Source organism: Sutcliffiella horikoshii (genome assembly GCF_044809035.1).
GTDB classification, from domain to species: domain Bacteria; phylum Bacillota; class Bacilli; order Bacillales; family Bacillaceae_I; genus Sutcliffiella_A; species Sutcliffiella_A horikoshii_G.
Map to the genome: position 1 here is coordinate 1,995,369 of NZ_CP085237.1, position 12,875 is coordinate 2,008,243.

A 12,875-nucleotide genomic window follows, 5' to 3' on the forward strand; every position below is an offset into this window, starting at 1 on the left:
GATGAAAGTAGTGGAATGTGAGGGTTTGGTTAAAAAATACGGTCGGTCAAAAGCTCTTAATGATCTCAGTTTTCAAATTAGTGAAAATAAGATAACAGGGTTGATTGGAAGAAATGGTGCAGGAAAAACGACTCTTTTAAAAATAATGGCCGGTTTTCAAAAACAAACATCTGGAGAAATCAAAGTATTTAATGAAAACCCGTTTAATAGCTTGTTTGTCTCAGCCAATAGCATTCTTGTAGATGACCAGATGGCCTTTCCAATCGCGTTAAATTTGGGAGAGGTGTTGGAAGCATCGGCATCATTTTATCCAAAATGGGATGCAGGGCTTGCGAGAAGATTATTCGAATATTTTTCATTTCGTAATGATTACCGTCATAGTGAATTATCCAAAGGAATGAAAAGTACCTTTAATATGATTGTTGGTTTGGCATCCCGTTGTGCATTGACAATGTTTGACGAACCTACAACTGGAATGGACGCATCTGTGCGTAAGGATTTTTACCGTGCGCTCCTTAAAGATTATATTGCCAACCCGAGAACCATCATTATATCAAGTCACCATTTGGAAGAAATAGAGGACCTTCTGGAGGATATTCTTCTGCTAAATAACGGTGAAAAACTGCTGCATGTTCCCGTTTCTGATGTAAAGGAATACGCAATTGGGGTGAAAGGGAAGAAGAGTGTTCTTACCAATTGGTTAGAGGATCAAGAGGTGCTGTACAGGAAAACGATTGGTACAGAGATATGTTATGCGGTTATTAAATACAACTATCCTGAGAAAATTAAGCAAGATGCTAGAAAGCTAGACTTTGAGCTTTCCCCAGTCTCCTCGAATGACGTATGCATCTACTTAACTAATAAAGAAAGAGGTGGAATTGATGCAATCTTTGAGTAAGGTTACGTTGGATCAAGTCGTGAAAAACCAATTTTTATATAAACTAAGTGCCTTTTCGGGAGTTTATATTTCTTTGATTATCTTACAAGTGATAGCGGTCCTTTTTTCTTTAAATGGAGTAGGGAATTCAACTGGAGGATCCGAGTTAATCAGCTTGAACATTCATTATTATTCTGCGAATCTGATTTTCGTGTTTACGATGCTATGGGTGTTTATCGTATCCATCATCATCACATCGAAGGGATATAGGGATGAGGATTTTTCCTTTGTTACAAACAGAATAAGCAGTGATCTCTCCAATGTCCTGTTTGTGGTCCTGGTAACCATCATAGGTACTATTACAGCACTTTTATCCAAGTACGTACTGCAAGTAATCGTGTTATTCTTGCCCAAATTCGATTCCATTTATCATTCACCAGTTTCGATGAAGATTGGTAGCTTCTTTGTTATGGGAACGTTGACCGCATTTTTATACATCTTTTTATGTGGTGCTGCAGGATACTTCGTCGGGACTTTGGTCAGAGTTTCAAATCTTTTCAAAATTCTTGTCCCAGTCATTTTCGTAGGATATCTATTTTTTGGAGGGACTATCAGTGAAGTAAGTGGTCTGGTAACCATTGTGGAATTTTTCTACTTGGAAACATCTTTTATCGCATTCATTCTGAAAGTGTTCATAACAGTGCTTGTTCTTTTTGCAGGTTCCGCAGCAATTTTCAACAGAATGGAGGTCAGACAATGAGCAGTATGACAGGATTCATCAATCTAGTAATTATATTCGGGATTATCATTTTTGTTTTCCTCCTTTTTACAAAAGGGGTCAAGAGAATCCACATTACTTCTTCCATTAAGAACAACGGCTCGGTTTTAGGTGGATATATGATCATTTTACTTGGCTGCACGCTGATATATTTCCTGATGCCTGATGCCGAAAATGTGGAGAGAGTAGGTGGAGCGGGTGATGAAAGTGGCTTTATTCTCTATGAAAGACTAATGAATAAAGAAAAGATAGAGGAACGTTATCTATCTAGTAAGAAAACCTATAACCTCTCCGGACAGGACCTTGTTATTAGAAGCCAAGATAACTATTTTAAAGAATATACGATTATGTTTGAGAGAACACCAGATTTAGAGGGAAGAATCGATGTCATGATATACAAGGGTATCTTATTTATGGAACAGTTTGACCTTTCAGATGAACTGCCGTCCCCTCCCATAAAATTTTCAAATGATATATTAGAGGTTGAACATCCTGCATTTTTTGAAAAGAATATGGCTTATATAGCACCCGAGTTCCCCTTCACGCAATTCAGCGGGGAACGCTCCGGCTTGACGGGGTACGGCCATTCTTCGAGGGATGCCATCATTTATGTAAAAGTTCCTGAAGATGTAGATGTCATATGGAATGAGGAGTTCATTCACATATCGGAAGTTAAATAGTTTTTTTCAGAAAAAATCAAGCATGAAGAGTGGATTCATGCTTGGTTATCTGTTTTTCTCGTCTGTTTTCTTTTTCGCGAAATAAAAAGCCAGTATGATCAGAGGAATGGCGATGAAAATAGGAACGTTTATGTGGCTCTGTGTCACTATAGCTAAAAGCAGTAACACCCCAATCCCGACAATGATATATAAACACCCTCTACCGAAAGTCTCCAATATTGATCCCCACCTTACATTATCAGATTATTCTAACATATGCAGTTTGGTCGAGCGTACAAACCATAAAAAGTTACAGAATTCTTCCTTACTTCCCTGTCACATTTTTTAACAAAGCGCATATACTTTCCATTGTGTGATAAAAAATCTGAAAGGAAGTATGATCCATGAGAGAACTAATTTTAAGAGACGGAAAAGAATTTGCAGAATACAAATTGGAGGCTTTTACAACTGATTTTAAAGTGATCGAAGTAAATGTATCTGATGCAACTGAAACACTGCCAGCTTTAGTAAATCCAATAAAACTAAACTACTAACGTTCAAATTAATGATCTTGCAATCCTACATAATGGAAAAGCAAGAAGGGAGAAGCGTACCGACTATTGGTTACGCTTCTTTTGAATTATACCGTAGAATATTTCAAGTTTCTCTAATTGATTGGTATAATCATGGTTAAAGACAGTTTATTGGAGGAACGATTTGGACTTATATTGTACAAAGCATAAAAAGGCTCTGGTAGAGCGGTATCATAGGGCCACCCAAGAAATTGAATCTTATTGTGTGGATTGTGAAATTGAAAATAAATATGAAACCCAAGTGCAGATCAGCAGTCAGGTTAGCAGGGAAATAGTGAAGAATTTGAGCGGCAAGATTTGGACAATGTTATTGTTCTTTGTTCTGATTGTGTTAATTCTTCCTCTACATACATTGGTGAAGTTTATCTTATGCTTCCTTTTACTGCTTTTGACATTGAAGTTAATCTTTGATCCATTTCTTTCTAGGCCACCGGGAGATCGAAAACCTGATTGGGACGATATACGTGCTAAGGCGCTTAATCAAAGCAGTATCCAGGCAAACGAGGTGGCAAATGTTAAGAGACAATGGAAGAAGGGGTTTTTGCAACAAAACAAACATACTTCTTGGACAGAGGAAGAATGGCAGCAATACCTAAAACAACACTATAAAAAAGAATAAGCTTAGGACGTCCACCTATACAAGCACATACAGGCTATCATACGCTATCAAAAAGGGAGTGGCGGATATGGCTTGTTTTATTAACAAAGTGGTAATCAAGAATGTTAATGGCGGGGTTGTAAACTTCGGGAATATATTTAAAGCTTGCCCAATAGCAGAAGAAACGGGAGTAACTGGTTCTGGTTCTGGTAACCTTGGACAATGCATCAAGACCTTTACAAAGATCAGTGTTGTCAATGTATGCGGGAAGAAAAGCGTTCAAATAAATGACGAAATAGGTGAGGGGTTTGACTGATAAGCACTATACGATTGGAATGGCAGGACATATAGATCATGGCAAGACGACGTTGACAAAAGCGCTTACTGGTGTGGATACGGATAGACTTAAAGAGGAGAAGGAGAGACAGATATCCATTGAGCTCGGATATGCCCCTTTAGTTTTAAATCAGGATACCCAATTATCTATAATAGATGTTCCAGGTCATGAACGGTTCATTCGTCAAATGATTGCAGGGGTTTCGGGAATTGACCTGGTCATTTTGGTTGTCGCTGCAGATGAAGGGGTTATGCCACAGACGAAGGAACATCTGGAAATTGTTAAGTTCCTGCAGATCCAAAAAGGAATTATTGCGATAACAAAAAAAGACAAAGTGGAAGAAGAATTACTGGATCTTGTACAAGAAGAAATAATGGATGAGTTGGAAGGCACGATGTTCCATCAAGCACCAGTAGTCTTTCTTGATAGTACGAAAAACATTGGCACAGAAGAATTAAAAGAAACCATTCTAAGGCAATTAGAGGATTTACAAGTTAAACATGAATCTGGATCGTTTCGTTTGCCGATAGACCAGGTATTTTCCATTAAAGGCCAAGGTACAGTGGTCCGGGGAACGATAATGGAAGGGATGGTTCAATCAGACGAAGAGCTTCAAATTCTTCCTTCTGCAGTACTGGTAAAGGCAAGGCAGTTGCAAGTACATAATAAGATGGTTGAAAAAGCCAAGGCCGGTCAGCGGGTTGCAATAAACCTTCCAAATATCGGCACGGAAGAGATAAATAGAGGGGATGTACTTGTTCAATCCCATACATATGAAACAACAGATACCATTGATGTTAGTTTGCAATTTATTAAAAAGCTTCCAATTCCAATTAAGCAAAGAAGCCTGATAAAAGTTCATATCGGTACAGCAGAAGTAATGGGGAGAATTATCTTTTTTGATCGAAATGAATATCAAGATTCAAATGAAGAAGTACTCTGTCAGTTGCGTTTAGAGGAAGAAATCACGGCAAAAAGGGGAGATAAATTCATAATCAGGAGACCAACTCCAGTTGAAACAGTGGGCGGAGGTTGGGTTATTCAAGCAAAAGGCTCTAAATATAAATTCGGAGAAAATACGATACGAACCCTTCAAAAAGTGAAAGACGGCAGACCAACAGAAAGAATCTCACAAGCACTAAGCAAAAACAGGTTGTTAGCATACAAAGATTTACAGGAAGAAACAGGTTTAACCAAATGCGAATTGGATGCCTTAATAGAAGATGGCAAACTGATTATTATTAAGGATACATATTATACAACTTCCGATAATCTTAAAGTCACTTCACAACAAGTATTGGAATATATTCACACTTTCCATATGGCCAATCCATTAAAAGGTGGAGTGGCAAAGGCTGAAATACTTTCTAACTTTTCAAATTCAGTACCTAAGAATTTAGTAGAACATGTCCTTCAATCACTACAAGTTGACGGAAAAATAATGCGAAATGAAAGTTTATTGTATGTTGAGGACTTTAAACCTCACTTTCCTCCTTCTTGGAAAAAAAGAATGGAACAGGTTGTGTCGCATATTGAGAAGGACGGTCTTACTCCTAAGCCTTATGTGGATTATGGACGAGAGGCGGGCCTTCCTGAAAAAGAGCTGCGTGCTCTCCAGCACTATTTAATCAAGCAGAAAAAAATGTATGAGTTGGATGAAAAGCATTTAGTCTGTGTGAAAAACATAGCTGATTCTGTTTGTCAGTTAAAGAAGAAACATTCCCAGAAATTTGAACTGAGTGATGTGAAAGAAGAACTCGGTTTGTCCCGCAAATATTTAATTCCTTATATGGAGTTATTAGATGCTTTGCAGATCACGAAAAGAGAAGAATCTGTTCGGTATTGGACATAATGAAAACGGAGCAACTAAAGGAATCTGTCGGCTCCGTTTTTGTTAACATAAATACACTTTTCTTTTTTTTCTGATACAGATCCGATGATGGCAGCATGCACATTTATTTCTTTTAACTTACTTACATATGGATACGCTTCCGTTTCAGGCATACTGACCAGCAAGCCTCCCGATGTAATGGCGTCACACAACACCAGCTGCTCATGAAAAGAGACCGAATCATCGTAACAGACCTCATTCTCTAACCACTGATGGTTGGACTTAGATCCACCAGGGACAACACCTGCTTCTGCCAACTCATATGTTCCTGTTAAAACAGGGACTTCCTTCTGGTCAATATGTAAGCTTACGCCGCTTCCACGGGCAATTTCACTTGCATGGCCGAGAAGGCCAAAACCTGTAACATCTGTTACGGCATTCGGACTGTATTCTTTCAATGTTTCAGCAGCAAGTTTGTTTAAGGAAGCCATGGTCTCCGTTACGAGAGCAATTTGTTCTTTTGTTGCTTTTTCCCGTTTTATGGCGGTGGTAATGATCCCTACCCCAATAGGCTTCGTTAAGACAAGTACATCCCCAATACATGCACCAGTATTCTTCCAGATGTGATTCGGATGGGCAAACCCCGTAACAGATAAGCCGAATTTAGGTTCTTGGTCATCTATGGAATGTCCGCCAACAATGACTGCGCCCGCTTCCTTTACTTTATCCAATGCCCCTGAAAGGATGGAGTGGAGAATATCTGGTCCCAATTTCTTGATTGGATACCCAACAATATTGAGTGCCGTTTTTGGAGTGCCACCCATGGCATAAACATCACTCAATGCATTTGCAGCGGCTATTTGTCCAAACATATAAGGGTCATCCACTACCGGTGTAAAATAATCGAGCGTTTGGATCATGGCAATATCATCGGTAATTTTATAAACTCCTGCATCATCAGAAGTACTAAAGCCTACTAACAAATTAGGGTCGTGGTTATTCGCAGGTAAATCACGCAAAACTTGCGCGAGGTCGCTTGGACCAAGTTTGCAACCTCAACCAGCTTTCGTAGATAGTGATGTTAAACGAATTTTTTCGTGTTCAGTCATTAAGGCACCTCCTGTCCTGTACTAAGTATATTCGTCCAAAGGATGGTTTACCAGTGATAAAGATTTGAATTTTGCGAAAAGATAATAGATGTACTATGATAAAACTAATGACTAAGAAGGAATATCTTGGTCATCGTAGTGAAAACTTGCATAGGAGGAAAAATCATGAGCAATTTCAAAGTATCCATCGAATTTTGCATGCAGTGAAACTACGCGCCAAAAGCCGCGAGTTTCGCGGAATCACTTTTTAACCATTTCCGAACCAATATTACGTCTATGGAGCTGATTCCAAGCTCTGGAGGGAAATTTGAAGTGTCGGTAAATGGAGAAACCATTTATTCAAAAAAGCAAACTGGTGTTTTTCCGAAAGCAGAAGACATTATTGCACAATTAGAAGCAAAGTAGAAGAGGAGGGGCAACCCTTCTCTTTTACGTTTTTATTAGGATATAATAGGAAGATGACCGAAAAGAAAAGGTGAAAATGATGAAGGAATTACTTCGAAGCATTCCCCCAATTCATGAACTGCAAAATCAATCTACTTTTATCCAATTAAGCAAGAAGTATGATGTTGATAAAACAGTTATGACCTCCATTTTAAGAATGGCAATAGAGGGGCTAAGAAATAAAATTATTGCGGGTGACCTAAAGAGTTCAGATATCACTTCTACAATATGGGATCAAACGGAACAGATATTAAATAGAAAAAACAAGCCACGCCTTCTGCCAGTTATCAATGCAACAGGTACCATCTTGCATACAAATCTTGGGCGTGCAAGGTTAAGTAGAGAAGCAATTGACCGGGTTGTGGAAGTTGCTTCGAACTACTCCAACCTAGAGTTTGAATTTGATACAGGGAAGCGGGGATCCAGGCACGATATTGTCGAGGATTTAATCAAAGAGGTAACAGGTGCCGAAGCAGCCATGGTTGTAAATAATAATGCGGCAGCAGTGTATTTTATCTTGAATGCGTTTGGTAAAGGAAAAGAAGTAATTGTTTCAAGAGGTCAGCTTGTAGAGATAGGAGGATCTTTTCGAATCAGTTCCATAATGGAAGAGAGCGGTGCAAAACTCGTTGAAGTTGGTACCACAAACAAAACTCATCTGAAAGATTATAAGGAAGCTCTATCTGATGACACCGCCATGGTGTTAAAAGTACATACAAGCAATTTTAAAGTAGTTGGTTTTACTCAAACTGTATCAACAGAACAACTCGTAGAATTAAAAGAGCTCAAAGAAAATCTGATTGTTTACGAAGACCTTGGTAGCGGAGTGCTATTTGATTTCACAGAAGCCGGCATCGGAGAGGAACCGGTTGTCCAAAACGTGTTAGAAACTGGTGTGGACATTGTATCGTTTAGCGGTGATAAATTGTTGGGTGGACCACAAGCAGGTATCATTGCTGGAAAAAAGCAATATATCGATAAGTTGAAAAAGCATCAGCTTGCCAGAGTGCTTCGATTGGATAAAATGAGTTTCGCGGCGTTAGAGGCGACATTACAAGCGTATGCAAACAAGAAAGCGAAAGACATTCCAACGGTAAGAGATATGTTAATATCCGTTGAAGAGGTAAGAGAAAGAGCGATAATATTCCTTGATTCCGTAACCTCCTTTACGATGTTTAATTGGGAGCTTGTAGAAGTGGAGTCAATGGTGGGCGGTGGTACGATGCCAGAAGTGAAAATATCTTCCATTGCAGTTAGGGTGAACGCGGACAATCTTTCATCACAGACCTTGGCAGATGGTTTAAGGAAAGGAACCCCAAGTGTGGTGGTCCGGCTTCAAGATCAACACGTGATTTTGGATTTCCGAACTATCACACAAGGGGAGGTACCTAAGATGGTGGAAGCTTTCCGTAAAATGGAGCTTACATATCGTGACTAGAATTATGCTTTTGGCGAGTATGCTGACGGTTTTTCACTTTATGAGATCCGCTTAAAGGTGCGGGTTGGCCTGATTGATTATCCTTAGGCTGGTTTCTGACCATATCTTTGTGGCTGTTTTTGTTCATTGTATATCTCCTCCTTTATCTATAGTTTTTGAAAAATGGACAGGTTTATGCTCTTCTGTCTGAGGTATATTTTTCATTAAAACGGGCAGTATAGGTAGAGCTATTATTACCATTGATTTAAAGGAGCGAATCAGATGCCATATCATAAGGATAAACAGCAGGCTTTTCAAGCAGCACAACAAGGAACAGAACAAGCGAGAGATGTGTACGAGGCGATTGTAAGAAATGACCCAAACTACGGGCACGACTTCAAACGACTAGAAAATGAAGTGAACGAAGCGATGGAGCAGATTAACAATGCTCTAGAAGTTGCTTCTGAAACACAACGTCCGCAATTGATGCAATTTCAAGCAGACCTTCAACGGCTGATGCAGCAAGGGGAAGGGAATACGTTGGAATAGAGTTTTTTTGTGGCAAAGTAAGGCTAGAGGTGGCCAACCTAGAACCGGAAGTTGGGTTTTAGATTGGCTTTATTTTTGTTTTTAGGGAGTGTGTTTATGAAATGTGTTTTATTCAGACTTGAGATCTTTTGGCGAAACTTCGGCCAACTTTGCAAAATCTTTGGTCAACTTTACGGAATCTTCGGTCAAAAATCCAAAATCTTCGGACATTTGATTTATAACTACTTTATTTGAACTTGTAATTACAAAAAAGAACCATTCAGACCTAAGTTCTGTATTCCCCTCGAAAGAGTGATACCAAACAAATGGTACCTTAACCAATTCACAAAAAAATCAACCCCACCAAATTGGAGTTGACTTCACATTAACCTCTATTACTGATTCTTCTTACGTTTTTTATTATTCTGCTTCTGAGCTTCCGTCAAGGGCTCATTGGAAAGTTCCTCGTTGTATCCAGCACCTTTTCCTTGCCCGCCAGCACTATTCATACCTTCTATGACATGGTTCGATTTTCTTTTTGCCAATTCATTTCACCTCCATTTATAGTTTCTCCGGAGGTTTCAATGGCATGTATTTGTGGAATATTATGAAAGATAAGTGTAACTTATGTGATTTGATAACTTTATTGATATTTACTTATGAGAAATGTTGTATTAAGATAATATTGTAAGGACTATTCGGTGGGAGAAACAACTCGAAAATTGTCTCAAAGAAAAACATTCGCAAACGCTTTCCGAACAGTGAAAGCTTGTTTTTCAATGCCTATTAATTGTTCATAGCGAGGTCCTATTAAACTATGAGTAGCAGGGGGTAATACATATGACGAAGCAAGATGTTTTTAATGCCCGCACGTCTTTTGATGTGAACGGCAAAACGTATCATTACTATTCTTTGCAAGCGCTTGAAAAAGCAAACATTGGTAACGTGTCACGTTTACCATACTCCATTAAAGTATTATTAGAATCCGTTCTACGTCAGGTAGACGGCCGTGTTATCACAAAAGAGCACGTTGAAAATTTAGCAAAATGGGGAACAGATGAGCAGAAGGACGTAGATGTACCATTCAAGCCTTCCCGTGTAATTCTTCAAGACTTTACAGGAGTTCCTGCGGTTGTTGACCTTGCGTCTTTACGTAAAGCAATGGCTGACGTAGGTGGAGATCCTCAGAAAATCAATCCTGAAATCCCGGTTGATCTTGTTATTGACCACTCTGTACAAGTAGACAAAGCTGGTACTGCTGACTCTTTAGACTTCAACATGAAGCTTGAGTTCGAACGTAATGCAGAGCGTTACAAGTTCCTAAGCTGGGCGAAAAAATCATTTGACAACTACCGTGCAGTTCCGCCAGCAACTGGTATCGTTCACCAAGTTAACTTGGAGTACTTAGCAAATGTTGTTCACGCTGTAGAAGAGAATGGCGAATACGTAGCATTCCCTGACACGCTTGTTGGAACAGACTCCCATACAACCATGATCAACGGTATCGGTGTTCTTGGTTGGGGTGTAGGTGGAATTGAAGCAGAGGCAGGAATGCTTGGCCAACCTTCATACTTCCCAGTTCCTGAGGTTGTAGGGGTTAAACTTACAGGTTCCATGCCAAATGGAACAACTGCAACTGACTTAGCATTAAAAGTAACGCAAGTATTGCGTAAACATGGTGTGGTAGGTAAGTTCGTTGAGTTCTTCGGCCCTGGTGTATCTGAACTGCCGCTAGCTGATCGTGCAACGATCGCTAACATGGCACCTGAATACGGAGCAACTTGCGGATTCTTCCCAGTTGATGAAGAGTCTCTTGATTACATGCGTTTAACAGGTCGCAGTGAAGAGCAAATTAAATTGGTAGAAGAGTATTCTAAAGTAAACGGATTATTCTTCAGCCCTGATGCTGATCCAATCTACACAGATGTGGTAGAAATCGATCTTGGAGCTATCGAACCGAACCTTTCTGGACCTAAACGTCCACAAGACCTTGTGCCACTATCCATGATGCAGGAAACATTCCGCAATGCGTTAGTTGCTCCACAAGGTAACCAAGGCTATGGATTAACTCCTACTGACATCAATAAAGAAGTAGAAGTTACATTGGCTTCAGGTGAAAAAACAACAATGAAAACAGGATCTATTGCGATTGCATCCATTACGTCCTGTACAAATACATCCAACCCATACGTATTGATCGCTGCTGGTTTAGTTGCGAAAAAAGCGGTGGAATTAGGATTGGAAGTTCCAAGTTTTGTAAAAACATCTTTAGCACCTGGTTCCAAGGTTGTTACAGGATACCTACACGATTCCGGACTTCAACCGTACCTTGATCAACTAGGTTTCAACATCGTTGGTTACGGTTGTGCGACATGTATCGGTAACTCCGGTCCATTAGCAGACGAAATTGAAGAAGCTGTAGCAGAAAACGACTTGCTTGTTACTTCTGTACTTTCTGGTAACCGTAACTTTGAAGGACGTATCCATCCACTTGTAAAAGGTAACTACCTTGCATCTCCACCACTAGTTGTGGCATATGCAATTGCTGGTAATGTGGACGTTGATCTTCAAAACGATGTTATCGGAAAAGACAAAGATGGCAACGATGTATTCTTTAAAGACATCTGGCCTTCTATGACAGAAGTTAAAGAAGTGGTTAAATCAACGGTAACTCCAGAACTATTCCGCAGAGAATATGAGCATGTATTCGATGACAATAAGCGCTGGAATGAAATCCAAACTTCTGATGAAGCATTGTACTCATGGGATAATGATTCCACGTACATTCAAAATCCACCATTCTTTGAAGGGTTAACAGCTGAAGCAGGTACTGTAGAACCACTTTCTGGTCTACGTGTAGTTGGTAAGTTTGCAGATTCTGTTACAACTGACCACATCTCTCCGGCTGGCTCCATTGGAAAAGATACGCCTGCAGGTAAATACCTACAAGCAAATGGTGTAACTCCTCGTGAGTTCAACTCTTATGGTTCCCGCCGTGGTAACCATGAAGTAATGATGCGTGGTACGTTTGCAAACATCCGTATCCGTAACCAAATCGCTCCAGGTACAGAGGGCGGTTGGACGACTTACTGGCCAACTGGCGATGTAATGTCTATTTATGATGCTTGCATGAAGTACAAAGAAGAAGGCACTGGCCTGATGGTTATCGCTGGTAAAGATTACGGGATGGGAAGCTCCCGTGACTGGGCTGCTAAAGGAACAAACCTACTTGGAATTAAAACAGTTATCGCGGAAAGCTTCGAAAGAATCCACCGTAGTAACCTTGTTCTAATGGGAGTTCTACCTTTACAGTTCAAAGATGGCGAAAGTGCAGAAGTACTTGGCTTAACTGGTAAAGAAACATTTGAAGTAGCTGTTGACGAAACAGTTAGACCACGTGACTTTGTAAAAGTTACTGCTACTGACGAAGAAGGCAACAAGAAAGAATTTGAAGCACTTGTTCGTTTCGATAGTGAAGTGGAAATCGACTACTACCGTCACGGTGGTATCCTGCGTATGGTATTACGCGACAAGCTAAAAGCATAATAAATCATGGAAAGCTGGCCTCCTATAGAGGCCAGCTTTTCTTTAGATTCAAATGTTATAAAATTGACATAGGTTAAGGGGAGTAATATACCCTTATGTATGATTAAATGAAAGTAATAGTTGGTAAAGGGGTATGGTATGGAAGCTGTTCACTTAGG

At 39.8% G+C, this 12,875-nt stretch carries 14 protein-coding genes and 1 pseudogene; 11 read left to right on the forward strand and 4 right to left on the reverse strand.

Features of this window, described 5'->3' with window-relative positions:
- The first annotated feature begins 1 nt into the window (after position 1).
- From LG307_RS10380 to LG307_RS10390, 3 genes are read left to right on the forward strand one after another with little or no spacing between them, the layout of a single operon-like run.
- Entirely contained in the window at positions 2-898 is an 897-nt protein-coding gene (locus tag LG307_RS10380; RefSeq protein WP_404450183.1) for an ATP-binding cassette domain-containing protein, read from the forward strand.
- Entirely contained in the window at positions 882-1,637 is a 756-nt protein-coding gene (locus LG307_RS10385; RefSeq protein WP_404450184.1) for a hypothetical protein, read from the forward strand. The genes LG307_RS10380 and LG307_RS10385 overlap by 17 nt, the downstream gene beginning before the upstream one ends.
- Positions 1,634-2,335, forward strand: coding sequence for a hypothetical protein (locus LG307_RS10390; RefSeq protein WP_404450185.1), 702 nt, complete (start codon positions 1,634-1,636; stop codon positions 2,333-2,335). The genes LG307_RS10385 and LG307_RS10390 overlap by 4 nt, the downstream gene beginning before the upstream one ends.
- A 45-nt stretch (positions 2,336-2,380) precedes the next feature.
- On the opposite strand, the gene LG307_RS10395 is transcribed toward LG307_RS10390, so the two are convergent.
- A complete protein-coding gene (locus tag LG307_RS10395) occupies positions 2,381-2,551 on the reverse strand; it encodes a hypothetical protein (RefSeq protein ID WP_404450186.1) in 171 nt (56 codons plus the stop codon).
- A 167-nt stretch (positions 2,552-2,718) separates the two neighbouring features.
- Between LG307_RS10395 and LG307_RS10400 the strand changes: the two genes are divergently transcribed.
- The 4 genes from LG307_RS10400 (at position 2,719) to selB (ending at position 5,694) form a co-directional block, all read left to right on the forward strand.
- Positions 2,719-2,868: a hypothetical protein gene (locus LG307_RS10400; protein WP_404450187.1), complete on the forward strand. Its 150-nt coding sequence runs from the start codon at positions 2,719-2,721 to the stop codon at positions 2,866-2,868.
- Between the two features lie 163 nt (positions 2,869-3,031).
- Entirely contained in the window at positions 3,032-3,526 is a 495-nt protein-coding gene (locus LG307_RS10405; RefSeq protein ID WP_404450188.1) for a hypothetical protein, read from the forward strand.
- 67 nt (positions 3,527-3,593) lie between these two features.
- On the forward strand, positions 3,594-3,821 hold the full coding sequence (locus LG307_RS10410) for a spore germination protein (RefSeq protein ID WP_404450189.1): 228 nt from the start codon (positions 3,594-3,596) through the stop codon (positions 3,819-3,821).
- Positions 3,805-5,694, forward strand: coding sequence for a selenocysteine-specific translation elongation factor (selB, locus tag LG307_RS10415; RefSeq protein ID WP_404450190.1), 1,890 nt, complete (start codon positions 3,805-3,807; stop codon positions 5,692-5,694). The genes LG307_RS10410 and selB overlap by 17 nt, the downstream gene beginning before the upstream one ends.
- A 14-nt stretch (positions 5,695-5,708) precedes the next feature.
- Here selB and selD read toward each other — a convergent pair whose 3' ends face one another.
- Positions 5,709-6,782 (reverse strand): selenide, water dikinase SelD, encoded by a 1,074-nt coding sequence (gene selD, locus LG307_RS10420; protein WP_404450191.1) that lies wholly within the window; start codon positions 6,780-6,782, stop codon positions 5,709-5,711.
- 219 nt (positions 6,783-7,001) lie between these two features.
- Here selD and LG307_RS10425 point away from each other — a divergent pair.
- Positions 7,002-7,187, forward strand: a pseudogene (locus LG307_RS10425) (Rdx family protein); the annotation flags it as partial.
- Between the two features lie 76 nt (positions 7,188-7,263).
- Positions 7,264-8,664, forward strand: a complete 1,401-nt coding sequence (gene selA, locus LG307_RS10430; protein WP_404450192.1) for an L-seryl-tRNA(Sec) selenium transferase — start codon at positions 7,264-7,266, stop codon at positions 8,662-8,664.
- Here selA and LG307_RS10435 read toward each other — a convergent pair.
- Positions 8,648-8,791, reverse strand: coding sequence for a small acid-soluble spore protein P (locus tag LG307_RS10435; protein ID WP_010193529.1), 144 nt, complete (start codon positions 8,789-8,791; stop codon positions 8,648-8,650). The genes selA and LG307_RS10435 overlap by 17 nt on opposite strands.
- A gap of 134 nt (positions 8,792-8,925) precedes the next feature.
- Here LG307_RS10435 and LG307_RS10440 point away from each other — a divergent pair, with 134 nt between their 5' ends.
- Positions 8,926-9,192, forward strand: a complete 267-nt coding sequence (locus LG307_RS10440) for a hypothetical protein (protein WP_063561001.1) — start codon at positions 8,926-8,928, stop codon at positions 9,190-9,192.
- 374 nt (positions 9,193-9,566) lie between these two features.
- On the opposite strand, the gene sspO is transcribed toward LG307_RS10440, so the two are convergent.
- Positions 9,567-9,716: a small acid-soluble spore protein O gene (sspO, locus tag LG307_RS10445; RefSeq protein ID WP_404450193.1), complete on the reverse strand. Its 150-nt coding sequence runs from the start codon at positions 9,714-9,716 to the stop codon at positions 9,567-9,569.
- Between the two features lie 295 nt (positions 9,717-10,011).
- On the opposite strand from sspO, the gene acnA reads away from it, so the two are divergent.
- A complete protein-coding gene (gene acnA / locus LG307_RS10450) occupies positions 10,012-12,717 on the forward strand; it encodes an aconitate hydratase AcnA (RefSeq protein ID WP_404450194.1) in 2,706 nt (901 codons plus the stop codon).
- Positions 12,718-12,875 lie beyond the last annotated feature (158 nt).